Source organism: Sulfitobacter sp. M13 (assembly GCF_053474885.1).
The window spans coordinates 3,152,957-3,177,008 of record NZ_CM130281.1; the positions used below are offsets into that span (position 1 = coordinate 3,152,957).

26 protein-coding genes and 1 tRNA gene are annotated in these 24,052 nt (G+C 54.8%); 4 read left to right on the forward strand and 23 right to left on the reverse strand.

Going from position 1 to position 24,052, the window contains the following annotated elements; translation table 11 throughout:
* Positions 1–106 precede the first annotated feature (106 nt).
* From rplL to ACVBAU_RS15245, 9 genes are all read right to left on the reverse strand, one after another.
* Positions 107–478 (reverse strand): 50S ribosomal protein L7/L12, encoded by a 372-nt coding sequence (gene rplL / locus ACVBAU_RS15205; protein ID WP_093734404.1) that lies wholly within the window; start codon positions 476–478, stop codon positions 107–109.
* A 75-nt stretch (positions 479–553) separates the two neighbouring features.
* Positions 554–1,069 (reverse strand): 50S ribosomal protein L10, encoded by a 516-nt coding sequence (gene rplJ, locus ACVBAU_RS15210; protein ID WP_138925069.1) that lies wholly within the window; start codon positions 1,067–1,069, stop codon positions 554–556.
* Between the two features lie 410 nt (positions 1,070–1,479).
* A complete protein-coding gene (gene rplA / locus ACVBAU_RS15215; RefSeq protein ID WP_138925068.1) occupies positions 1,480–2,178 on the reverse strand; it encodes a 50S ribosomal protein L1 in 699 nt (232 codons plus the stop codon).
* A gap of 1 nt (position 2,179) precedes the next feature.
* Positions 2,180–2,605: a 50S ribosomal protein L11 gene (gene rplK, locus ACVBAU_RS15220; protein WP_005849876.1), complete on the reverse strand. Its 426-nt coding sequence runs from the start codon at positions 2,603–2,605 to the stop codon at positions 2,180–2,182.
* Between the two features lie 159 nt (positions 2,606–2,764).
* Positions 2,765–3,298 (reverse strand): transcription termination/antitermination protein NusG, encoded by a 534-nt coding sequence (gene nusG / locus ACVBAU_RS15225; RefSeq protein ID WP_335744455.1) that lies wholly within the window; start codon positions 3,296–3,298, stop codon positions 2,765–2,767.
* 204 nt (positions 3,299–3,502) lie between these two features.
* Positions 3,503–3,700: a preprotein translocase subunit SecE gene (gene secE, locus ACVBAU_RS15230; RefSeq protein WP_093734401.1), complete on the reverse strand. Its 198-nt coding sequence runs from the start codon at positions 3,698–3,700 to the stop codon at positions 3,503–3,505.
* Between the two features lie 127 nt (positions 3,701–3,827).
* A tRNA-Trp gene (locus ACVBAU_RS15235) sits at positions 3,828–3,903 on the reverse strand.
* Positions 3,904–4,064: 161 nt separating this feature from the next.
* On the reverse strand, positions 4,065–5,240 hold the full coding sequence (tuf, locus tag ACVBAU_RS15240; RefSeq protein WP_138925065.1) for an elongation factor Tu: 1,176 nt from the start codon (positions 5,238–5,240) through the stop codon (positions 4,065–4,067).
* Between the two features lie 132 nt (positions 5,241–5,372).
* Positions 5,373–5,972: a hypothetical protein gene (locus ACVBAU_RS15245; RefSeq protein ID WP_335744456.1), complete on the reverse strand. Its 600-nt coding sequence runs from the start codon at positions 5,970–5,972 to the stop codon at positions 5,373–5,375.
* A gap of 127 nt (positions 5,973–6,099) precedes the next feature.
* Between ACVBAU_RS15245 and ACVBAU_RS15250 the strand changes: the two genes are divergently transcribed.
* Positions 6,100–7,449 (forward strand): cytochrome P450, encoded by a 1,350-nt coding sequence (locus ACVBAU_RS15250; protein WP_448327006.1) that lies wholly within the window; start codon positions 6,100–6,102, stop codon positions 7,447–7,449.
* Positions 7,450–7,716: 267 nt separating this feature from the next.
* On the opposite strand, the gene ACVBAU_RS15255 is transcribed toward ACVBAU_RS15250, so the two are convergent.
* The gene (locus ACVBAU_RS15255; RefSeq protein ID WP_138925063.1) at positions 7,717–8,592 is read right to left on the reverse strand and encodes a 3-hydroxybutyryl-CoA dehydrogenase; all 876 of its coding nucleotides are present in this window, start codon (positions 8,590–8,592) and stop codon (positions 7,717–7,719) included.
* A gap of 158 nt (positions 8,593–8,750) precedes the next feature.
* On the opposite strand from ACVBAU_RS15255, the gene ACVBAU_RS15260 reads away from it, so the two are divergent.
* Both ACVBAU_RS15260 and ACVBAU_RS15265 read left to right on the forward strand, forming a co-directional pair.
* Positions 8,751–9,575, forward strand: a complete 825-nt coding sequence (locus tag ACVBAU_RS15260; protein WP_448327008.1) for a DUF6473 family protein — start codon at positions 8,751–8,753, stop codon at positions 9,573–9,575.
* Between the two features lie 127 nt (positions 9,576–9,702).
* Positions 9,703–11,436 (forward strand): transposase, encoded by a 1,734-nt coding sequence (locus ACVBAU_RS15265; RefSeq protein ID WP_448327010.1) that lies wholly within the window; start codon positions 9,703–9,705, stop codon positions 11,434–11,436.
* 94 nt (positions 11,437–11,530) lie between these two features.
* On the opposite strand, the gene ACVBAU_RS15270 is transcribed toward ACVBAU_RS15265, so the two are convergent.
* From ACVBAU_RS15270 to ACVBAU_RS15295, 6 genes are all read right to left on the reverse strand, one after another.
* Positions 11,531–12,457 carry an electron transfer flavoprotein subunit alpha/FixB family protein gene (locus tag ACVBAU_RS15270; protein ID WP_335744459.1) on the reverse strand — a complete coding sequence of 309 codons (927 nt, stop codon included), beginning with the start codon at positions 12,455–12,457 and terminating at the stop codon, positions 11,531–11,533.
* On the reverse strand, positions 12,457–13,215 hold the full coding sequence (locus tag ACVBAU_RS15275; protein WP_138925061.1) for an electron transfer flavoprotein subunit beta/FixA family protein: 759 nt from the start codon (positions 13,213–13,215) through the stop codon (positions 12,457–12,459). The genes ACVBAU_RS15270 and ACVBAU_RS15275 overlap by 1 nt, the downstream gene beginning before the upstream one ends.
* Before the next feature lie 146 nt (positions 13,216–13,361).
* Entirely contained in the window at positions 13,362–13,934 is a 573-nt protein-coding gene (locus tag ACVBAU_RS15280) for a cob(I)yrinic acid a,c-diamide adenosyltransferase (protein ID WP_138925060.1), read from the reverse strand.
* Positions 13,934–14,140 (reverse strand): twin transmembrane helix small protein, encoded by a 207-nt coding sequence (locus ACVBAU_RS15285; RefSeq protein ID WP_138925059.1) that lies wholly within the window; start codon positions 14,138–14,140, stop codon positions 13,934–13,936. The genes ACVBAU_RS15280 and ACVBAU_RS15285 overlap by 1 nt, the downstream gene beginning before the upstream one ends.
* A gap of 58 nt (positions 14,141–14,198) precedes the next feature.
* Complete coding sequence (locus ACVBAU_RS15290; RefSeq protein ID WP_448327013.1) at positions 14,199–15,047, reverse strand: SDR family oxidoreductase; 849 nt, start codon at positions 15,045–15,047, stop codon at positions 14,199–14,201.
* Between the two features lie 8 nt (positions 15,048–15,055).
* Positions 15,056–15,676, reverse strand: a complete 621-nt coding sequence (locus ACVBAU_RS15295; RefSeq protein ID WP_448327015.1) for an SH3 domain-containing protein — start codon at positions 15,674–15,676, stop codon at positions 15,056–15,058.
* A gap of 199 nt (positions 15,677–15,875) precedes the next feature.
* Here ACVBAU_RS15295 and ACVBAU_RS15300 point away from each other — a divergent pair, with 199 nt between their 5' ends.
* Positions 15,876–18,197, forward strand: coding sequence for a DNA topoisomerase IV subunit A (locus ACVBAU_RS15300; RefSeq protein ID WP_448327017.1), 2,322 nt, complete (start codon positions 15,876–15,878; stop codon positions 18,195–18,197).
* Positions 18,198–18,345: 148 nt separating this feature from the next.
* On the opposite strand, the gene ACVBAU_RS15305 is transcribed toward ACVBAU_RS15300, so the two are convergent.
* Genes ACVBAU_RS15305 through ACVBAU_RS15335 form a run of 7 tightly spaced genes read right to left on the reverse strand, consistent with a single transcriptional unit; the run spans position 18,346 to position 23,713 of the window.
* On the reverse strand, positions 18,346–19,236 hold the full coding sequence (locus tag ACVBAU_RS15305; RefSeq protein WP_448327018.1) for a lysophospholipid acyltransferase family protein: 891 nt from the start codon (positions 19,234–19,236) through the stop codon (positions 18,346–18,348).
* Between the two features lie 55 nt (positions 19,237–19,291).
* Complete coding sequence (locus ACVBAU_RS15310; protein WP_138925054.1) at positions 19,292–19,561, reverse strand: HPr family phosphocarrier protein; 270 nt, start codon at positions 19,559–19,561, stop codon at positions 19,292–19,294.
* Positions 19,562–19,575: 14 nt separating this feature from the next.
* Positions 19,576–19,968: a PTS sugar transporter subunit IIA gene (locus tag ACVBAU_RS15315; RefSeq protein WP_093731753.1), complete on the reverse strand. Its 393-nt coding sequence runs from the start codon at positions 19,966–19,968 to the stop codon at positions 19,576–19,578.
* Positions 19,965–20,858, reverse strand: a complete 894-nt coding sequence (gene rapZ, locus ACVBAU_RS15320; protein WP_138925052.1) for an RNase adapter RapZ — start codon at positions 20,856–20,858, stop codon at positions 19,965–19,967. The genes ACVBAU_RS15315 and rapZ overlap by 4 nt, the downstream gene beginning before the upstream one ends.
* Positions 20,851–21,282 (reverse strand): HPr kinase/phosphorylase, encoded by a 432-nt coding sequence (locus ACVBAU_RS15325; RefSeq protein ID WP_448327022.1) that lies wholly within the window; start codon positions 21,280–21,282, stop codon positions 20,851–20,853. The genes rapZ and ACVBAU_RS15325 overlap by 8 nt, the downstream gene beginning before the upstream one ends.
* A gap of 5 nt (positions 21,283–21,287) precedes the next feature.
* Complete coding sequence (locus ACVBAU_RS15330; protein WP_448327024.1) at positions 21,288–22,970, reverse strand: sensor N-terminal transmembrane domain-containing protein; 1,683 nt, start codon at positions 22,968–22,970, stop codon at positions 21,288–21,290.
* A gap of 41 nt (positions 22,971–23,011) precedes the next feature.
* Positions 23,012–23,713 (reverse strand): response regulator transcription factor, encoded by a 702-nt coding sequence (locus ACVBAU_RS15335; protein ID WP_138925049.1) that lies wholly within the window; start codon positions 23,711–23,713, stop codon positions 23,012–23,014.
* Positions 23,714–24,052 lie beyond the last annotated feature (339 nt).

Below are 24,052 nucleotides of genomic sequence, written 5' to 3' on the forward strand. Positions count from 1 at the left end.
TGGACAGGGAATTCCCCGTCCAGCCTTAATTTTTATGGGCTTCCCCAAAGCTTTACAAACTTCGGGCCGCTTTCATCAAGCAAAAACAGCACCCTGATCGAATGGCTTAGGCCAGTTCAACTTCTGCGCCAGCTGCTTCCAGCTTGGCTTTAACGTCTTCAGCTTCCGCTTTATCAACGCCTTCTTTGATCTTGCCGCCAGCTTCAACCAGATCTTTGGCTTCTTTCAGGCCCAGACCGGTGATGCCGCGAACTTCTTTGATCACGTTGATTTTGGATGCGCCGGCGTTCTTCAGAACGACGTCGAATTCAGTTTTCTCTTCTTCAGCTGCGCCGCCATCTGCGGGGCCAGCCATCATCACTGCGCCGCCAGCTGCGGGCTCGATGCCATACTCGTCTTTGAGGATGGTTTTCAGTTCTTGTGCTTCCAGCAGCGTCAGACCAACGATGTCTTCTGCCAGTTTTTTCAGATCAGCCATGTTTAGCTCTTTCCGTTAACGATATGTGTGTTCCAACGCGAGTGTTCAACCCTGCGCCAGCTTGACGATATTGCTTTACGCAGCCGCCTTGTCCTCGATCGTGGACAAGATGGAAGCGATGTTGCTTGCAGGTGCGCCAATGGCCCCGGCGATGTTGGAAGCAGGTGCGCCCAGCATACCCGCGATGGTGGAGATAAGCTCCTCCCGCGAAGGCATCTTGGACACGGCTTCAACACCGGCGACATCCAGTGCGTTCTCACCCATTGCGCCGCCGAGAATGACAAATTTTGCATTCTCTTTAGCGAATTCCTGGGCCACCTTGGCTGCTGCCACGGGGTCTTCGGAATAGGTCAGAACGGTCATACCCGTCAGGAGATCTGCAATGCTTTCGCATGGCTTTCCGTCAAGGGCAATTTTGGCGAGCCTGTTTTTGGCAACACGCACGGCCCCGCCCGCAGCGCGAGCGCGCGCACGAAGGTCCTGCATATCAGCAACTGTCAGGCCGACGTAGTGGCTAACCACAACGACGCCAGAGCTTTCGAAGATTTGGCCGAGCTCGTCGACCAACTGTTCTTTCTGGGCTCTATCCACAGTTTCACTCCAAATCTGGGGGTTGCCCCCCGGCTCAATTAAGTCCGCTTACGCGAACAGTCTTGGTCCATTTTACGGGAATAAGCCAAAATAGCCCCACGCTTGCGCGAACGGTAATTCTTGCATCTCCCATCTCAGAAAGGAATTAAGGCTTGCGCCACCCTTCGTCTCGGACAGAAGACTCACCATGCGATGCATAGTGAATCGAGGGCGTTCTAGGGGATGCGGCACGGATTGCCAAGGGCTAATCTGGTTTCAGGTTAATTCATGCGCCCGAGGCGACGAGAAAACCGCCTCACCGAACGTTAGAACCAGCGCCCTACCCCCAGGCATTCGCCCGACCGTCAAACGAGAACGGGCCCCCTTGAAACCATGGGGGCCCGTCAATTCAAGAAACTAACTGTTCCGAGTTACTCGGTGACAGCGTTATCGACTTCTACAGTCACGCCTGGGCCCATTGTCGAGCTCAGAGCGATCTTTTTCATGTAAGCACCTTTAGAACCGGTAGGCTTGGCTCTGGACACAGCACCAACAAAGGCACGTACGTTCTCAACCAGCTTCGCTTCGTCAAAGGACAGTTTGCCGATGCCAGCATGCACAACGCCGCCTTTTTCAGCTTTAAACTGAACCTGACCGCCTTTGGCAGCTTCAACAGCTTCTTTGATGTCCATTGTAACTGTACCAACTTTTGGGTTTGGCATCAGGTTACGTGGGCCAAGAACCTTACCAAGACGACCAACGATCGGCATCATGTCAGGTGTCGCGATGCAACGATCAAAGTCGATCTTGCCGCCTTGAATGGCTTCCATCAAGTCTTCTGCGCCAACGATGTCGGCACCAGCTGCTTGAGCTTCGTCAGCCTTTGGGCCACGTGCAAATACAGCAACGCGAACGGATTTGCCGGTGCCGTTTGGCAGGCCAACAACGCCGCGAACCATTTGGTCGGCGTGACGGGGGTCAACACCAAGGTTCATCGCGATCTCGATGGTTTCATCAAATTTCGCGTTTGCGTTGGCTTTGATCAAAGATACCGCTTCTTCAACGGTCAGATCTACTTTGCCTACGAATGCTTCGCGTGCGGCGCGGGTGCGTTTTCCGAGTTTTGCCATCTTACTTAACCTCGATGCCCATGGAGCGGGCGGAGCCCAGAATGATTTTCATCGCGGATTCAACATCCACAGCGCTCAGGTCCGCCATTTTTGCTTCTGCAATCTCGCGCAGCTGCTTGGTGGTCACGGTACCAACGGTTTCGCGGCTCGGTGTTTTCGCGCCGGAGTTAACCTTGGCGGCTTTCTTCAGGTAGTAGGACGCTGGAGGCGTCTTGATGTCCATCGTAAAGGACTTGTCCTGATAGTAGCTGATCACGGTCGGGCAAGGGGCACCTGGCTCCATGTCCGCTGTCTTGGCGTTAAACGCCTTACAGAATTCCATGATGTTGATCCCGCGCTGACCCAGTGCGGGGCCAACGGGTGGGGATGGGTTCGCTTGACCCGCTTTAACTTGCAACTTCATCGTACCGACGAGTTTCTTGGCCATTGGCCTTCTCCTTTTAATGTCGGTGAACTTTCATTCACCCTATACGACCACATCGCGATGTGGCCGCTTGCTAGTGTGGTGCGGTTGAGCGGCGCGCCGCTGTCCCCTCCCACAAACGAACGGTGTTGCCACCGTATGGCGGGTCGCCCCGCCGCTCGCTCAGACCTGTTTGTTGACCTGAGTGAATTCCAGCTCGACCGGGGTTTCCCGGCCAAAGATCGACACAGAAACCTTGAGGCGCTGGTTCTCGTCGTCGACCTGTTCGATCATGCCGTCGAAATCCTCGAACGGACCATCGGCAACCTTCACCCGCTCGCCCACTTCAAAGTGGATCAATGTGCGTGGTGCTTCTTCGCCCTCTTGGACACGGCCAAGAATCGCGGTTACTTCGGCGTCACGCATGGGCATTGGACGGCCCTGCGGCCCCAAAAACCCTGTGACGCGGTTGATCGAGTTGATCAAGTGATAGCCGCGGTCGGACATCTCCATATGTACAAGCACATAGCCGGGCATAAACCGACGTTCTGTCGTGACTTTCTTGCCGCGCCGAACCTCGATCACCTCTTCGGTGGGGACCAGTACTTCGTCGATTTGGTCCTCAAGCTCTTGCTCGGCGACCGTGGTGCGGATTTGCTCGGCAATCTTCTTTTCGAAGTTCGACAAAACACTGACCGAATACCATCTTTTCGCCATCTGAACTTGGTCCCTGTCTTGTGATGCAGCAACAGCTACATCTAATTCTCTTAAAACCAGCGTGTCACAACAGGCCGGCGGTGAACAAAAAATCGGCGCGCAACACGAATCGCCGCACGCCCCTCTTGATCAGGTCTGCGGGATAGCCCGCAATCACAAATGTTTCAAGAGGTCCGCGGCGCTTTTACAGTGCCGCGCCCCGGATCAGCCGAAGGCCGACAAAATATACTGCAAGCCGCCGCGGATCAGAATATCCACAACCGCAAAGAACACTGCGGTCAGAGCGGCGAGGATGAACACCATTACCGTGGTGAGCATGACTTCGCGACGAGTCGGCCAGACGACTTTGGATACTTCGGAACGCACTTGCTGGATGAACTGAAGCGGGTTGACTGTGGCCATGTCGGTTTTCCTGTATACGAACGATTGTGGGGATGTATCTGTCAAAAGCACTGAATTCAAGGCTTCAAATACAGCGCCCTGCCCGAGCGGCCATACGCCTTCGCGCGCGTTGATCATGTGGTGAGATTGGCAGGGGCTGAGGGACTCGAACCCACGACCCTCGGTTTTGGAGACCGATGCTCTACCAACTGAGCTAAACCCCTATGCCGAGTGGTGAGGTAGTCGATATTTTCCTGGGGATCAAGTGCCGATAGACGCATTGCTCGCGAATAATGCCTTCCGGTGCCAAACAACGAAAAAGGCCGCCCCCTTACAGGAGCGGCCTTCGTTTTGTCAGCTGTCAGCGGGATGACCCGCCAGCGGCTTATTCGTTGATCTTGGAAACAACCCCCGCGCCAACGGTCCGGCCGCCTTCGCGGATCGCGAAACGCAGACCGTCTTCCATCGCGATGGGGGCGATCAGCTCAACGTCGAACTGCAGGTTGTCGCCGGGCATAACCATTTCAGTGCCTTCTGGCAGCTGAACGGTACCGGTGACGTCTGTGGTCCGGAAGTAGAACTGTGGACGGTAGTTCGCGAAGAACGGCGTGTGACGGCCACCCTCTTCTTTGGTGAGGATATACGCCTCGGCAGTGAACTTTGTGTGTGGGTTAACCGACTTAGGCTTACACAAAACCTGACCGCGCTCAACGCCTTCACGCTCGATACCGCGCAGAAGAACACCAACGTTATCGCCAGCTTCCCCACGATCCAGCAGCTTGCGGAACATTTCAACGCCGGTACAAGTGGTGGTTTTCGTATCACGAATACCAACGATTTCAATGCTGTCGCCAACGTTGATCACGCCACGCTCAACACGGCCAGTCACAACAGTACCACGACCGGAGATCGAGAATACGTCTTCCACTGGCATCAGGAACGGCTGGTCAACAGCGCGTGCTGGTGTCGGGATATATTCGTCAACAGCGGCCATCAACTTGCGGATGGATTCCTCACCAATTTCGGGCTGAGTGCCGTTCATTGCGTGCAGAGCCGAACCGGGGATGACGGGCATGTCGTCACCTGGGTAGTCGTAGGAAGACAGCAATTCGCGGATTTCCATTTCCACCAATTCCAGCAGCTCTTCGTCGTCAACCTGGTCAACTTTGTTCATGTAGACAACCATGGTCGGGATACCAACCTGGCGACCGAGCAGGATGTGCTCGCGGGTTTGTGGCATTGGGCCATCAGCCGCGTTCACAACCAGGATCGCGCCGTCCATCTGTGCCGCACCGGTGATCATGTTTTTCACATAGTCAGCGTGGCCGGGGCAGTCGACGTGTGCGTAGTGACGTGCTTCGGTTTCATACTCAACGTGCGCGGTCGAAATGGTGATACCGCGTGCTTTTTCTTCGGGCGCGCCGTCGATTTGGTCATAGGCGCGGAAGTCGCCGAAGTATTTCGTGATCGCAGCGGTCAACGTCGTTTTACCGTGGTCAACGTGACCAATGGTACCGATGTTAACGTGTGGTTTATTACGTTCAAACTTTGCCTTAGCCATGGTGCAGCCCTTTATATTAACGAGGGCCTGAAACCAGACCCAAACCTATCTGGCGGGCGATGTATTGGGTCTGGCGCATAAAATCAAGCACCTGTTGGCCAAACACCCCCCGAGAATTCATGTAAATGCGCGTTAATTTTCAGTTACCACCGGCGCAGAGGCAACTTCAGCGCGCTCAATGACCGCATCTGCGGGCCGCTCGAACCAGCCTTCGGCCTTATTTTGCTTGACCAAATAATTTTCGATCGACTTTGCCGCATTCTGGCTAAGGTTCTTGAGCTGCTCTTCAGCAGTCTTGGTATAGCCTGACCCGACGATAGGCCCCTGATCCAGAGATTCGAACACGGTGAGCTGATGCGGCTCTTCGGTAAGCTTCTTACCTGCGGCGTCATCCCAGACGGTGAGGTTAATAATCATGATCGACTTGGGCGCAAGTACAAGCGGAATACCAGGAGGTGCCAAAATATACCCTTCCACACTAACGCCGAAGTGATAGTTTCGCGTCCCGTCATATCGGTCGAACCGTTCAGCGATGGCGTCTTTGATGGCTGTGGTTAGGACTTCTTTGCTGACTTCACGGCTGATCGGCAGCTTCTGCACTTTCGGTGCGACGACGATATTATGATACAGGTTAAAATCTCCCAGCGGCACTGCCGGCTTGTCGAGATCAGACGCCCCGTTACACGCCGTAAGAACAACAATACTGATCAAAGCTGATAAAATTCGAACCACTTCAAGCCTCCTTGGCGCATTCATGCCTTCTGCGATACCCTAAGGCTGGTTCAGGTTCAACGTTTGCCAAAGTGGCAGGGCCTGCTTTGCATGCTACGGTGTGACCGCCTGATCGAGGAACAACATCATGGATCGCCCCCTGCCCGCCCGTGTGGCTTTGATTAACCAACCTGTAGGCCTGTTCCGCAGCCTCGCGATGGCGCGTCGCAATGTGTTGAGTATTATTCCGGAACTTGCCGTCAAACAGCCTATGGTATCGGGAAAAATGGGCAAACGCTGGCACATGGTGATGGACCCCATCGCCATTCGCGAGATGCTGCTGGACCGGGTTGATGACTATCCCAAGTCGCTGGTCACAAAGAATCTTTTGCGTCCGGCCATTGGGGAATCACTGTTCATCGCAGAGGGTGCGCAGTGGCGGTGGCAGCGCCGCGCAGTGGCACCCGCCTTTTCACATCGTAATATGTTAAACTTGTCGCCAATTATGACTGCAGCTGCAGAGCGTTCAGCCGATCGGATTGAGTCAGCAGGACCAGCTGCGATAAACCTGCTGGACGAGATGGTGACGACGACGTTTGATGTGATTTCGGACGTGACATTTTCCGGCGGCGATCGTTTTGACCGTGACGCCGTTCATCGGGCGATTGATGCGTACATCGCAGAAGCAGGAAAAATCAGCCTTTTCGACATTCTTGGGTTCCCCGATTGGCTACCGCGTCCCGGGCGCGCAATGTCTGGTCGCGCTCTTCGGGACATGAAGCGGATTGCCGACGACGCCATAAATGCGCGCGCGCAGCGCGGCACTAGCAAAGTGCCGGACCTGCTAGACCTGCTACTTGGCGGTGTCGATCCCGAGACCAAACGCCAAATGAATACGGCAGAGCTTCGGGACAATTTACTGACATTTATCGTCGCCGGGCACGAGACGACCGCGCTCACCTTGTCATGGGCGCTATATCTGGTCGGGTTCGATCAAACGGTTCAGGATAAAGCTCGCGCCGAAGCACAAAGTGTCTTGGCAGGACGTGCAGCGACCGGCGCGGATGTCGAACATCTGCCCTATATCCGTCAAATCATTGACGAAACGCTCCGCCTATATCCGCCAGCCGGCATCATATCACGCACGGCACAAAAGCACGACATTCTGAGCAACAGAGAGGTCAAGCCAGGCGATACGGTAATGATTCCGATTTACGCACTTGGTCGCCATCGGTTGCTATGGGAAAACCCTGATGCTTTTGACCCCGACCGGTTCCGCAATCGCAAGGCAATTGATCGCTACGCCTATCTCCCGTTTGGCGACGGTCCGCGAATTTGTATCGGTGCCTCCTTCGCGCAGCAGGAAGCCGTGATTATCCTTGCAACATTGCTATCACGCTTCCGTTTTAACCCCGTCAGCGGCAAAGACCCTAAGCCGGTTATGATATTGACACTGCGTCCCGAGGGCGGCGTCTGGTTAACAGCGACGCCCGTTTAACCTATCCCCTGCGACCGTCAATTTCCGACGCGGACCCTTACGCTAAGGTGATACCTAAATTCTGACGGCAGGAGTTCCCGGGTACTCTTCTGGGGCGACTACCGAGGCGCTTTAAAAAGCTTCTTCGCTTCGCCAAAAGCTCCCTCGGACCTGTCAGTTATGATTCCAAGCCGCTTCACGATGGTAGCACGATACCGTCAGAAATCGCCTGAAACTCACCAGATAGCCGTTCGGTCGACAAACTGGCGCAGGGCTTTCAACAATAAATTACCTTGTGGGAACAGGGACATCACCGCGATAGTCATAAAAACCCCGTTGCGTTTTGCGCCCCAGCCATCCAGCTTCAACATATTTGGTGAGCAAGGGACAAGGGCGATATTTCGTATCAGCCAAACCGTCATGTAACACGTTCATAATGGCCAGACAGGTGTCCAGACCGATGAAATCGGCAAGCTCTAGCGGGCCCATTGGGTGGTTCGCGCCAAGCTTCAAAGAGCTGTCGATCGACTCTACCGACCCCACGCCTTCGTAAAGCGTATAAACAGCTTCGTTGATCATCGGCATCAAGATTCGATTTACGATAAATGCCGGGAAATCTTCGGCCGAAGCCGCCGTTTTACCCAATTTTTCAACGACAGTACGGCAAGCCGCAAAGGTTTCTTTATCCGTCGCGATCCCGCGAATAAGCTCGACGAGCTGCATCACCGGAACCGGGTTCATAAAGTGAAAGCCCATGAATTTTTCGGGGCGGTCGGTGCGACTTGCGAGTCTCGTGATTGAAATCGAGGACGTGTTCGATGTTAGGATTGTCGTCGGCTTGAGATGGGGGATCAAATCTTCGAAGATCGCCTGTTTAACTGTTTCGCGTTCGGTCGCCGCTTCGATCACGAGATCGCTCTGCCCCAAGTCGGCAAGGGTCTGTGTCGTAACAATTCTTTTCAATGTTGCGTCACGGTCGGCTTCTGAAACCTTCCCGCGGCCGACCTGCCGATCCAGATTACCGGTGATCGTATCCACGGCCTTTTGCAGGGCCTCTGCGCTCACGTCATTCAACAGCACGTCATAGCCTGCCAGAGCCATAACATGGGCGATGCCGTTGCCCATCTGGCCCGCGCCGACGATGCCTATTGTCTGGATATCCATGCGCTGTCCCCTCTTGTTTCGCTGCAGCATAAAGCGGGCGGGGTAGCAGCCGCAAGGGCCGGAATTCATGACAGCTTTTCATAAATCCGAACTTTAAGGGAATCGAAAATACTTATGGCCATCCTACGGCCAGAATGAGTTGGCATAGGGCGAAAGCTATGAGTTGCGAAATCCGGAAGCTGGGGGGGCTTGATTATGCACTGTGTCGCTATGGCGCGTCGAAACTACAATTTAGGGGACCGCCTCGGAAAACCTCGGTTCCCTACGTGGCGTTTATGGGGGGGGCGAAAACCTTCGGCCGATATATAGCGTTGCCGTTCCCGGCGCTTGTAGAGCGTCAGGTTGCCTTGCCTTGCCTGAATCTTGGCACCCCAAGCGCCGGTGTTGACGTATTTCTTCGCGACGACGAAATCATGCGTCTTGCTAGCGCAGCACAAGTCACTGTGGTGCAGGTCACGGGTGCGCATAATATGACCAATCGATACTATTCGGTTCATCCCCGCCGCAACGACCGTTTTATAGCCCCCTCTAAACTTCTCTGCTCGATCTATCCGGAAGTTGACTTTGCTGAGTTTCACTTTACCCGCCACCTTTTGAACGCACTATGGACAGTGTCGAACACACGTTTTGAACTCGTGGTTAATGAATTGCAGGAAGCCTGGGTCGCGCGCATGAGGTTGCTTATTGGGCGCATGACCGGACCTAGCGTGCTGTTATGGCTGAATGCCCATGACGAGGTATCAACGAGCGATCCAACCATCGGGTCCGCCCCCCTATTTGTCACACAGAGGATGATAGCGCAGGTTGAAACCATGGCTGCAAAGCTGATTCAGGTTTCACCATCTCGGCGCGCCGTTTCTGAGGGCACAACGGGTATGGTTTTTCCGAAGGAGGAGAAAAAGCAGGCGGCACAGCTGGCCGGCGTTCGAGCACACCGTGAGATTGCAGATGTTCTGGGGCCAACAATACGGCGTTTAGCATAAAAAAAGGCCCGCCAACGTAGGCCAGCCCTTTCCATTTCGTGGTGCAGAAAAAAACTTAGGTTGGCCAGATTTTGGCCAATCTTTCCCTTGATAGCCACAATATGTGGTTTTTTCAGAGGGAGAATGTATGCTCGCGCCCGCGATTATTTCTACGCCAGCACTTCGGCGCAGGTTGCCGCACCCGAAATATGGGATCGACATCAACTTCTGTCGCAACCCGCAATGCGAACTCTTCGCAGAGCCGCCTGATCCATACATAAGACAAGGACGACCGCCGGCAAAAGTCAATCGAAATCAACCTCATGGAGAAGTCATAGGCTCCGATAACGACAAGACCTTCAAGTGCGGTGTTTGCGGCCAATCGTCGATCATCAAGAACAACGCGGCGGTCGTAGAGGAGTATCGCCGGCTGCGCGGACGCTTCCGGCCAGAGCCGCCCCAACCCGACTTCTGCCGGAACGAGACCTGCGACAATCACCAGAAGGAGCTGTCCAAGAATCCCGGCCGGTATCGAAAGTCAGGTCGCACAGCGACGGGCACGCAGCGCTACAAGTGCAAGGCCTGCCTGGGCACATTCACGGTCGGATCGCGCATCCGCAAGCAGCACCGCAGCAGCGCGAACCGCGAGGTGCTTTGGATGATCACGAACGGGATGCCGATCTCCAAGATCAGTGATTTCACCGGCCTCTGCCCGCGGGATGTCTATCGCAAGATCGACTTCATCTACGATCGAGTCGTCGATCACACCGCCCGGCGAGAAGGCTCCTTCGCATCGGTGGATTGGAACAAGGTTGGGCGGCGCTTCGCGACTGATTCCCAGACGCTGCACCTCAACTGGCCGAACAAGAAGACGCGGGCGCAGATCGCCGTGCAGCACCTCTGCACCGCCCACGCCAACACCGGCTACATCATGGCGGCCCATCTCGGCCTCGACTCGAGCGTCGATCTCCCGGACATCGAGGCGCGAATGACGGCGGCAGGGGATTTCACCTTGCCCCGCGCGTTCCGTAGCCAGGCTCGGGTCTGGTCCCAAACCGAGTTCAAGGCGCACTTGGACAAGATCACCCGAGGCGTTCAGATCCATCCGCTCGAAGCGCCGGATGCGGATCTCGACCTGCAACTGCCGCACCGAGGCTCCCTGCTGCGCCAGGACATCGCACAACTCGCGCACGCGTTTCACCTGCGCCATATGCTCGGGAAAGGAGGCGAGCGGTTCGTCTTCGTGCTGGACGCCGATCCAGGCTTAGCACTGTCCTTCGTCTCGGCATTTGCGACGTGGGTGAAGCAGGCGCGCGCCGATGTCATCGTTGTGCAGTTCAACAAGCACAAGTCCAACGACGAACGGAATATGCTCGTTGGCGATGGGAAGGCGGCACTCGAACTCGCCACGGGACTCACGCAGGCGGCCTGGGCTACCCTGGATATGGAGGAGAAACTCCAACGCACCGACACGGCCATCGAAGGCCTCTTGGGCGGGCATTTGCTTGGTGAGCCTTTCGCCTGGCCCTTCCACACCAAGAGCGAGCCGCACCGCCGCATCCGTATCCTGACGGACCGCGCGGGTATGGCGCCGGATCGGCGCGCCCGCCTGATGCGCCTCGCAACGCTCCGAAGCGTCGATGCCTACTTCCACAAGGTGCGCTCGAATATCCGCTTCGCCGCACGGCCAGCGCATACGCCGAGCGGCAACGGCCGGGCGTGGGATCGACACTACCTCTACAATCCGGAGACGATGGTGAAGATCATCGAGATCTACCGGTTCGTGCACAACTGGATCGGCTCGTCGAAGACGAAAGAGACGCCGGCGATGAAACTCGGTCTCGCAAGGGGCAAGATGCGGCTCAGCGAGTTCTTCGAGTAGGAAATGAAGCAGCCGCCGATTCCTCGGCGGCTGCAACACGAAATGCAAAGGGCTGGCAACGTAGGCGGACCTTTTATTTCATAATCCGGAAGGATTACAGTTTTTCAATAAGTTCCGGAACCGCTTCAAACAGATCAGCGACCAAACCATAATCAGCAACCTGGAAGATTGGCGCTTCTTCGTCTTTGTTGATGGCAACAATGATTTTGCTGTCTTTCATACCGGCCAAGTGCTGGATCGCACCGGAAATACCAATCGCGACATACAGGTCGGGTGCGACAACTTTGCCGGTCTGGCCGACCTGCCAGTCATTCGGAGCGTAACCGGAATCAACTGCGGCGCGCGATGCCCCTACAGCGGCACCCAGTTTGTCCGCCAGTTTTTCGATCAAAGCAAAGTCTTCTTCGGAGCCGACACCACGGCCACCAGAAACAACAACGCCAGCCGATGTAAGCTCGGGACGATCGCTTTCGGCGACGTGATCTTCAACCCACGTGGACAGTCCGGGATCAGCCGCTGCAGAAACAGTTTCGACCGAAGCAGAGCCGCCGGCACCCGCAGCATCGAATGTAGTTATGCGGAAGGTGATGACCTTTTTCGCGTCCGATGACTTTACTGTTTGAATCGCGTTGCCCGCATAGATCGGGCGTTCAAAGGTATCAGCATCTACAACGCCGGACACATCTGACAGCAACATCACGTCAAGCAAAGCTGCAACGCGTGGCATAACGTTTTTGGCGTCTGTCGTCGCTGGCGCCGCGATGTGATCGTAACCATCGGCGAGGGATACGATCAATGCTGCAGTTGATTCCGCAAGGCGATGACCGAGAGTTTCATCTTCAGCCACCAAAACCTTGGAGACGCCATCGATCTTGGCGGCCGCTTCACCCGCAGCTGCGGCAGAGCCGCCCGCGCAAAGCACAGTGACGTCGCCCAACATCTTGGCCGCAGAAACGGCCTTCGATGTCGCGTCGAGCGCCAATTCGCCGTCAGTTACTTCTGCAAGGAGTAGAACAGCCATTATACAGCCCCCGCTTCTTTAAGTTTCGCAACCAGTTCGTCAACCGAATCGACCTTGATGCCCGCAGCACGTTCTGCCGGCTCAACCGTCTTGATGATTTCCAAACGGTTGGAAACCTCAACGCCATAATCAGCGGGTGTTTTCTCGTCCAAAGGCTTTTTCTTGGCCTTCATGATGTTAGGCAGCGACGCGTAGCGTGGTTCGTTCAAGCGCAGGTCCACGGTGACGACTGTAGGCATGGAAACCTTAATAGTCTGCAAACCGCCGTCGACTTCACGTGTAACAACGGCGCTGTCACCGTCGATGTCGACTTTGGACGCGAATGTCGCTTGCGACCACCCCAGCAGAGCGGAAAGCATCTGGCCGGTTGCGTTCATATCATTGTCGATCGCTTGCTTACCACAAAGAACAAGGTTCGGCTGCTCTTCGTCGACAACACCCTTCAGGATCTTCGCGACGGTCAGAGGCTCGATGTCATTGTGCACATCATCTGCAGCAACGATCAGAATTGCGCGGTCCGCGCCCATTGCAAGCGCCGTGCGCAGCGTTTCCTGCGCCTGTTTCACGCCGATGGAGACGACCACAACTTCTTCGACCTGGCCGGCCTCTTTCATGCGGATCGCTTGTTCGACGGAAATTTCGTCAAACGGGTTCATCGACATTTTTACGTTGGCAAGATCAACACCCGTGCCGTCCGCTTTGACGCGTACTTTCACGTTGTAGTCGATCACGCGCTTTACAGGTACCAGTACCTTCATGAGCGTTCTCTCTCCTCAGTTGACGATCAAAGCCATTACGGCCCAGATCATGTGAACTCTTCGTCGGTGTAACGAAGCAATCGAATGCAAAACAGTCAAAAATAGTAATTTATTGTCTTTCGACGCGGCGTTCCTGACTGGCAGCTTTAGCGATTTGCGCCGGGCACCCACAATACATCGTCTTTCCCGCCGTTGTTCGACACTCGGGCTGCGACGAAAAACCAATCGCTTAGCCGGTTGAGATATTTGATAGCGGCAGGGTTAATCGTGTCGCGGCCTGCCAACTGCACAGCAAGACGCTCTGCACGGCGGGCGACGGTCCGACAAACGTGCAGATGTGCGGCGAGCGCGGTGCCACCAGGTAGAATAAAGCTGCGCAGCGGCGATAGTTCGGCGTTCATTACGTCGATTTCCCGCTCAAGCCTGTCAACCTGTTCTACTGCAAGACGCAGAGGGGGGTATTCTGCCTCGGCGTCCGCCTCCATATCCGGCCGACAAAGATCCGCGCCAAGGTCGAATAGATCGTTCTGGATGCGCGACAGGGCTGTGTCGGTTTCGCCCTTTGCCTCAAGCCGCGCGACGCCAACAAAGCAATTCAATTCGTCCGACGTGCCATAGGCTTCGACCCGCAGGTCGTGTTTGGCAATGCGGTCCCCGTTTCCCAATGCGGTTTCGCCCTTATCCCCGGTACGGGTGTAAATTTTATTAAGAACAACCATCAGCCTGTGTCCTTTCGCAGATAAACATAGATGACGATGAGAACGACGGCGATGAACTGCGCGATAATACGCAGTCGCATAATTTTATTTGAATTGCGCCGATTAAACTCGCCACCGCCGGCGAAGCCGCCCAACCCAAAGATTAGGACGATAACAACCGCGATCACGGCAATGACGGTTAGGATATACAACGGGTCAGCGAACATAAGGATCCTTTGTGTTGCTGAAAGATGTAGCGGGGTCATTCCTCAGCGCAACCCGTATTTATCGCGACAGCACCCAGTCAAGTGCGCGCGTAGGCAAAATGCGCCTTAGAATGCCCGAGATATGGGTGGGCGTCGTGACATAATATCGCGGTCGCGGCCTGTCGGATTCGAGCGCATGTATGAGCTTATCAATCACAGCTTGCGGAGGAAGTTCGAACCTGTCCGGCCCTCGCTCCGTGTACAGCCTGTCCAAAAGCTGCTTTTCGTACTGCGCTTTTCGGGGGGATGCTTCCCAATTAATCCAACGCTCGAAATAAGGGATAGAATTCGCGCGAATATTAGAGGTGATTGGTCCGGGCTCGATCAAACTCACATGGATGGGGGTGTCGCGCAGTTCGATCCGCAGGGTGTCCGTCAACCCTTCCAAGGCAAATTTTGTCGCATTATAAGCACCACGCCAAGGCATAGTGACCAGGCCAAGCACTGACGAACACTGAATAATTCGTCCGTGACCCTGAGCCCGCATAACGGGGAGGATGCTTCGCGTCAGCTCATGCCAACCGAAGAAATTACTCTCGAAAATCTCCCTTAATGCGGCTGTTGGCAAATCCTCCACCGCCCCGGGGGTTGCGTGGGCACCGTTATTATAAAGGGCATCCAGCTTGCCACCAGTGCTATCAAGGATGTGGTTAACCGCGGCAGCGATAGTGGCCTTATCAGTGTAATCTAGCTGCGGCGCATTAAATCCGGCGGCGATGAGCCGATCACAGTCTTTCTGCTGGCGGCACGAGGCGAATACATTCCAGCCACGTTCGCGCAATGCATGGGCTGCAGCATATCCGATACCCGAAGAGCATCCGGTAATCAGTATCGAGCGTTGCTCCGCCAAACCGCTATTTTTCTTCACACCTATGATCAGCCGTTCGAGAGAAGGAAATCAGCCATCCAACCCTCTTGGCCGCCACCCAGCGAACGCATCTTCACCCAGCCGTCTCCGTTATCCTGGATCACTTCCACCGAATCGCCACGGCCGAGCTTGTCGACAACCTGATAATCTGTTCCCGGACCGCCGCGCACGTTTACACGGCTTCCCGATACAGAGCGGATAACGCCTTCGTAACCCACTTCAACTAGCGTCGTTTCAGCATCATTGGGTGCAATCAGGCTTGGAATAACAATCGGTGCATTGTTCGCATTAGAGTTAGCATTGTCAGACGTAGCAACATTGCCGTTCAGGGACCTCAACGAGGTTAGAGTGACGGAAACATTTTGCACCTCTGCAGCATTACCGGCACTTGGTCCCGGCACAAAAGCTGCAGGCGTCGGTGCAATGGGAGCAGCTGCGACTGCCCGGGTTATGACAGCAGGCTCAACCACATTTTTGGGCTCGTCCGCTGCAACTTTCTGGATTGCTCGCGAAGGCTCGTCGGCGTTTGCCGTCATGCGCGCGCTGGCAGGTTGAAAATCAACCCCGCCGCTCATTTCAAAGAATGCCCAACCCAGAAATCCAAAAGTCAGAAAAATAAACCGTTTCATCGCACATCCCCCGAAGTATTGACCGGCACCGTTCCGGTGCAAGGCTTTATAGGCCCTCTTGCGAGACCTAACACAAAAGCTGGGAAAACGTTCCAACTTGATTGAAATATTGGTTGCTAAAGAGCGCAATTCTCCGGCGATACGAGCGCACTTCAAACAGTCGCTTGCCGCGTCGCGCGCCCTTAGCTAAACAAGGAAAATGTCAGATATAACCACCCCCGCCGATCAAGATTCTCGCAATTCGTCAGAGCCGCTACGCCGCGCCTTGGGGGACCGGTATCTGACCTATGCGCTTTCTACCATCATGCACCGCGCGCTGCCTGATGCGCGCGATGGCTTAAAGCCCGTTCACCGGCGTATCTTATTTGCAATGCGTGAACTGAGGCTTAACAGCACCGGGGGATTCCGGAAGTCCGCAAAAATTTCCGGCGACGTAATGGGGAACTATCACCCGCATGGTGACGCCGCGATTTACGATGCGATGGCGCGTCTCGCTCAAGATTTTAACGTGCGTTATCCGTTGGTTGACGGACAAGGTAACTTTGGCAACATCGATGGCGATAACCCCGCCGCAAGCCGCTACACCGAAGCTCGGATGACAGCCGTTGCCGAAGCTATGCTTGAGGGCTTGAACGAAAATGCTGTCGATTTTAGGGAAAACTACGACGGCACGCTGACAGAGCCCGTTGTTTTGCCGGCGCAGTTCCCGAACCTTTTGGCGAACGGGTCGTCGGGGATTGCGGTCGGGATGGCGACCAACATACCGCCGCATAACATTTCGGAACTGGTCGACGCGTGCATTCACCTCATCAAGACGCCCGACGCGCGTGATGACACTTTGCTCAATTTTGTCCCGGGCCCCGATTTCCCCACCGGCGGTATCATCGTTGAACCCCCTGAAAACATTGCAAATGCTTATCGCACTGGCAAAGGTGGCTTCCGCCTGCGGTGCCGCTGGGAAACAGAAGATTTAGGCCGCGGCGCATGGCAAATCGTCATCACCGAAATCCCCTATCAGGTACAAAAATCGAAGCTCATAGAGAAGATCGCCGAGCTGATCCATACCAAGAAGATTCCGATTCTGGGCGATGTGCGCGACGAATCGGCAGAAGATATCCGTCTGATCATTGAACCGCGCTCAAAGAACGTCGATCCCGAGGTCCTCATGGGGATGCTGTATCGTAGCTCGGATCTCGAGGTGCGATTCTCCCTGAACATGAACGTGTTGATCGATGGCGTCACACCCAAAGTGTGTTCAATGAAAGAAGTGTTACGTGCGTTTCTGGATCACCGTCGTGAAGTGCTGCAGCGGCGTTCTGCGCACCGCATGGAGAAGATCGATCATCGGCTTGAGGTCCTCGAGGGCTTCATCATCGCGTTCCTGAACCTGGATCGCGTCATTGATATCATTCGCTATGACGACGACCCGAAATCCGCGCTGATGATGGAAGATTGGGGCAAGGAACATGCGCGTGCGCTGAACGAATCCAGCTATGTGCCGCCTGCCCCGTCTACCGAGCACTCTCTGTCCGAGGTTCAGGCCGACGCCATTTTGAACATGCGTTTGCGGTCATTGCGACGCCTGGAGGAAATTGAGCTTCTTCGCGAGCAATCCGCGCTGATGGCGGAACGCGCCGGCCTCGAAGACCTGTTGGAAAACGAACTGACCCAGTGGACGACAATCGTTGACCAGCTACGCGAAACGAAAAAGAAATTCGGCAAGGATTGGACGTTAGACGGCAAAAACGTTGGTCGTCGCAGAACAACCTTTGCCGAGGCCGGCGTGGTCGAAGAAGTTCCACTCGAGGCGATGATCGACCGCGAACCGATTACCGTGGTTTGCTCGCAAATGGGGTGGATCCGGGCGATGACCGGCCACATCGACCTGAACCGAGAGCTGAAGTTCAAAGACGGCGATGGGCCGCGCTTTATTTTTCACGCAGAGACAACAGATAGGTTGCTCGTTTTCGGCACGAATGGGCGTTTCTATACACTTTCTGCCTCCACCCTGCCCGGCGGGCGCGGAATGGGGGAACCGTTGCGCTTGATGGTTGATCTGCCGAACGAGGTTCAAATTGTCGATATTTTGATCCACAAGCCCGGGCGGAAGCTCTTGGTCGCGTCATCAGCCGGTGATGGCTTCGTTGTGCCAGAAGACGAGGTGTTGGCGCAAACTCGGACCGGTAGACAGGTTCTTAACGTACGGGGAAACGTCAAAGCGATGATCTGTGCGCCTGTGGCAGGAAATGCAGTTGCTGTCGTTGGTGAGAATCGCAAGGTCTTGGTCTTTGGCTTATATGAGCTGCCAGAGATGGGCCGCGGCAAAGGCGTTCGACTGCAGAAATACAAAGATGGTGGTATGTCTGACGCAATCACCTTCAATGCCGAGAATGGCTTGAGTTGGCAAGATCCGGCAGGTCGCACGCGCACCGAGCCCGACCTGACTGAATGGACTGGGAAACGGGCTACTGCCGGGCGAATGGCCCCACGTGGTTTCCCGCGAGATAACCGTTTCGGTTGATCGTGTAGTGCGCGCAATCTCGGCGCTATCCTTGTCTAGGCGCATTTGACGACAACCTGTCGTTCAACAAATGCACCGACCAGAGCAACCGAAAATCGCCCATTTGGGCACGCCGCCGATCTTTATTTTATTACCTTAAGTCATAGCGTTATGCTTCAAGTGAAAGCGTATGCGCCCGAAGCCAAGCCATAAAACCACGCGGGTCATCTACATTCGCGCTCATCTGTTCCGGTGTCAGCGCATGACCGACAATCGGCCCCTGGGGTTTATTGCAGGCATGGACGATCTCGTGCAGCAGCAACCCCTGCCGCAAAATCGGCGATATCCTATTTGCGATTTGGTAAGCACGGCTATTTTCACCGGGAAACCGCATCGGTACAACCTTGGCCCCCGATCGACGGATCATTTTCGCGGTAAAGACATTCCACTCTGCTTCGATCGCTGGACCAAACATGGTATCAGAGGCGGCGACGACGCCTGACGGGAAAAGCGCGACAACGCCGCCCGCCCTTAGGTGCGCCATCGCTTTCGCGCGCATTTCGACGCCCTTGCGCTGTGCATCAGGATCGTGAGCAAACGGCACCGGGATCATATAGCTGCCCGCAACTTCGTCGATTGAGGTTAACAAAGATCGGGTGAGGATGCGGTAGTCAGGCCGGACTCGACCAATAAGATCCGCAAAAATCATGCCGTCGACCATTCCATGCGGGTGGTTCGCAACGACGACAACGGGTCCGTTTTTTGGGATACGGTCCAACTGCTCCTGCGGCGTCGTCAAGTCGATGCCCATGGTATCCAGAGCAGCGCGCCAGAATCCCTGGCCCGTCGGTGCCCCTTGTTTTTCAAACTGTCGAATCAACCGAAGCACCTTGAGTTTTCCGGTGAACAGTTCAATAGCGCTGATGAGACCTGACTTTAACGGGTGATCGAATGTAGAGGCATAAGAAAGGCTGCTGCGATCATATTTGGTAAAGGTTACCGGCTCCCCGGTTCCATCATTTAATAATGGCGCGGGGCCGCTTTGCGCATTCTCCGTCATATTTTTAACCTTTTACCCTTCAAGGCAACCGACAGTAGCCATCGAAAACGGACGATCAGTTGCCCTCGCCGAATTTGTCAGCCACCAAGGCTGTCAGGGCATCTGCCAGCGCGTCTTGATCAGGTCCCGACGTTTGTACATCAATCGTGCATCCCTTAGAGGCCGCGAGCATAAGCAAGCCCATGATGCTGTCGCCCGAAGCCGACATACCATCTTTGCTGACTTCCGCACGTGCGTCGAACGCTTCGACAACTTCGACCAGTTTGGCAGAGGCGCGGGCGTGCAAGCCTTTTTCGTTTACAATTTTCAGTGAAACTTGGGTCATATAATAGGGCCTTGCTATTCCGCACTAACGTTTTGGCTATCGATGTATTTTCTGCCCGCCGCCAAGGCTGCGCGCACCGCTTCTGGCACTTCCAAGTCACGGGACTTGGCTAGCTTGATCAACATCGGCAAGTTTGCGCCATAAAGGATGCGGCGATTTTCGGGACGGCATGCGAGCAGGCTAAGGTTCGAAGGTGACCCACCAAAGAGGTCAGTCACGACAACCACCCCGTTACCGGTGTCCACGGCATCGGCCGCCTGACAGATCTCTTGCTGCTTCTCGGTGCGATCGTGGTCCGCGTAAATCGCAATAGCGCGCACACCATTTTGCGACCCGACGACATGCTCGATCGCGGCCAAATATTCCTTGGCCAACCCGCCGTGTGCAACAATCACAATACCAATCAACGCGATGTCTCTTCCCGTTTGCTACGATCTAATTCGCGGTGCCTAACCGAGACCTGCCAGCCGTCTTTCGACAGGCTGGATGCCAGATATTCGGCCAAAGTTACGGAACGGTGTTGCCCCCCTGTGCAGCCAAACGCAAGAGAGATATGTGATTTCCCCTCGGTCTTGCAGGCGGGCAGGACCAATTCACACAGAGAATTTACCTGCGTCGCAAAGTTTGCGAACAAGGGATCGGCCCCGACGTAGTCAGCCACAGGTTGCTGGGTGCCATTCATGCTCCGAAGAGCGGGTTCCCAATAGGGGTTTCGCAGAAAGCGGCAGTCGAAGACCATATCAGCACTGCGCGGCAGCCCGCGTTTATACGAAAATGATTGTACCGAAACCGTCAAATGGCGTGCACCATCAAGTGCGAACCAGCGCTCTACCTCTGATCTGAGCTGATGCACATTTAGGTCTGATGTATCGATCAAAACGTCAGCGAGAGTCAAAACCGGTTCAAGCAGTTCTTTCTCACGCACGATACCTTCAATGGGTGTCGCTGATGCTGTCATCGGATGGCGCCTGCGCGTTTCGGAAAATCGGCGTAGCAAGACATTGGTATCGCAATCGAGGTAAAGAAGTTCGATGTCGATGTCGGGACGTGATCTCATGTCCGCCATTAGCTCGATAACGCGATCCGTCGAAAAGTCGCGATTGCGCAGGTCAACGCCAAGAGCCATCGGGCGCAGCTGCCCAGGTGCCTCGATCAATGCACGCAACATCCGCATCGGGATGTTATCGATCGCCTCAAAACCGGCATCCTCCAACACATTCAGCGTGGAAGAGCGCCCTGCCCCTGCCGGGCCGGTCACTAGCACAATTCGCCGGTTGGATGTCATTGCCTCAGTCATATGCTGGGTAGTCCATCATATTTGCCATCAAGTAAACAGAAGCAGCGAAATGTGGTCCATCGCACCGCCAAAGACATCGAACAGCGACTCCCATCACCTCGTCGTAGCGTATTTCGGGAAGGCGATCGGGTTCATCTTTGTTGAGATCTATTATGAGGTAAATCGGCATGTCTACGCGATATTTCAAGGTCAGTATCCCGACGCCGCGCGCTTCGATCATGCCTTGTATCGCGTCGGGCGGGCTAGCGATAAGCCGATTTTCGTGCACGATCAGACTTGTACGGTCATCCGATACAAGCTCGGCCCCCATTGCGATCATCTGCAATGCCAGCGCAGATTTCCCCCTGCCCGAAGCTCCGCGTATCATCACACCACGACCGTTAACAGCAACGGTAGTGGCGTGGATCGTAGTCGTCGGTGACATGGGCTTCAGATCGGCAATCCAACCACAAAGCGAGCGCCAAGAGGGTCGGAGGTGATATCGGCATCGGTAGGTCGAATATTTTCGGCCCAGATGACACCACCATGCGCCTCTACGATTTGCTTTGAAATCGCGAGCCCTAGGCCAGAGTTATTGCCAAAATGCTCTTCGGGACGCTCCGAGTAGAAACGTTTGAAAATCTTCGAGAGAGCTTGTTCCGGGATGCCCGGACCTGTGTCTTCCACGACAACGAGAATGCGATTTTCACGCTTGCGCGCCCAGACACGTATCGCATCGCCATCTTCACAAAACGACACGGCATTGCTGATCAAATTCACAAAAACCTGCGCCAAACGGGCTTCGAGGCCATGAACGATAATCGGTTGTTCGGGCAGATCAGTTATAAAGTCGATGCCGCGTTTGCGGGCGTCTTCCCCCAGATACTGACCCAAGTTGCCGATCATCATCAGCAAATCAAAGGGCTCTTCTTCTTCTTTAACCAGCTCGCTGTCCAAGCGTGACGCATTTGAAATGTCGCTCACCAGACGGTCCAACCGGCGCACATCGTGGTCGATGACATCCAGCAATTTCTCTCGTTGATCTTCGCGCTTGATCAAACGCAATGTCCCAACGGCCGATCGCAGAGACGCGAGTGGGTTCTTGATCTCATGCGCGACATCAGCTGCAAATTGTTCGTTACCATCTATGCGGTTATAGAGCGCCGACACCATGCCACGTAGAGCCCCCGACAAGCGACCGATTTCATCGGGGCGTGCGGTCAAATCCGGGATACGGATCCGACCAGGATTCATTTTACGCGCATCCTTATCACGCCCCAGCTCGGCGGCTGCCGCCAAGTCTGACAGCGGATTTGCAATGGTCGAAGCCAGCACGATACTAAGCCCGATAGAGACCAGCGTCGCAATAACAAACATCTGGAGAACCCGCTCGCGCTCGTCCCGAACAAGTTTATCAATCTCACCCGCCGCCGAAGTTACTGCGACTACACCAATCGGCAAACCATCATGAACGATGGGCGTGGCGACCGAGAAAAGCGTCCCTCCCGCGCCAACGAGATCATTTCCCATCCGCGTACCACTGACGAGAGCACCAGAGACCAGCGGCCGCAACTGTTCTGCTACCGGCAAAGTCTCAGCCGGCGTGCCTGCACCAAACGATGCGGAAAGTATATCCCAAAGCCAGCTTAGCCCATCAGAAATGAGGGCTGTATCCCCAGGCTCTAGTACCTCAGCGGGCGCATCGCTTTGCCCTGCGTTTTGAGCGACCAAATCAACAGATGTATCGAAAACAAAAACTTCGATCCCGCTACGCAGGTCAAGTCGCTCAAGGCTTGCCCGAGCGTTCGTCGCTCCCGCCAGCCCGTCGGAAATGCCCCCAACTGCGAGCTGTGCCTCGAATACGTCTGCAATAAGCTCGGCCTCCGAGATAAGCGAGGCACCTCGCTGTACGGCCAAGCTATCGCGGGAGGAGTTAAGATAAAGTATACCGGCGGCCAAAACATTCAGCGCAATTAAGTTGAATGTGATGATTTTTCGCGTCAACGGCGACGCGCGCAACGCAAACAGGCCGCGCCGCGCACGTTTTCCGCGCAATTCATCTGTCGCGATTTTGTCCGGAGCGACCCAATCGTCACCCAATACAACATCACCGTCCCGATTAGGCGTGGTCATGTCCCGCACAAAATTCCTTTCGACAATGGCCATGGCTCAGATCACTCTTCGTTGTATCTGTAACCGATGCCATACAGCGTTTCGATCGCGGAAAACTCCTCGTCCGCTGACCGCATCTTTTTGCGCAAGCGTTTGATATGGCTATCGATGGTACGATCGTCGACATACACTTGGTCATCGTACGCAACATCCATCAGCTGGTCGCGCGATTTCACGAAACCAGGACGTTGAGCCAAAGCCTGCAATAGCAGAAATTCGGTTACAGTCAGCGAGACATCCTTGCCCTTCCAACTGACAGCATGGCGCAGCGGGTCCATCCGAAGGTCACCACGCTCGATCACTTTGGTTTCTTCAGTGTCGCCGACTTCGTTCGTTTCAACAGCATCTTGGCGACGCAACAACGCACGGATACGCTCGACTAAAAGGCGTTGACTGAAGGGCTTTTTGACATAATCGTCAGCCCCCATACGCAGGCCAAGCACTTCATCGATTTCATCGTCTTTGGACGTCAGGAAGATCACGGGCATCGCGGTTTTTTGCCGCAGCCTTTGCAACAGATCCATCCCGTCCATACGAGGCATTTTGATATCCAGCACCGCCATATCAGGCAGCTTTTTATTGAATGCGTCCAACGCGGCCTGACCGTCATTATAGGTTTCGACCTCGAAACCTTCGGCTTCCAAAGTCATAGAAACCGACGTCAGGATATTCCTATCGTCGTCCACCAATGCAATTCTTGACATTGCCTGTTCCCTTTATATTCTGCTCAACTGCTAAATATTTTTTTCTTCTACTGATCATCAATTTACGCGACCGAATCAATCGGAAACTGAGAATCGCTCCTCATCTTAGCCTTAATCGTGCCACAATTTGTTAAGAAATGGCTAAATTGCCGCACATACGGGGTTAACCCCTATGTTATTCGGCAAGCCTTTACGTCGGATTAAGAAGAGTTTCCGCAAACAGTTGGATGATGGCGCTAACTGAGAGAAACCTACCTGTTCATAACGTAAATCAACGTGCTAAGAGGCAGTTACGGCCCCAAAGGGTCGAGCCATTAGTGCAAGAATTGGCATCTTTTT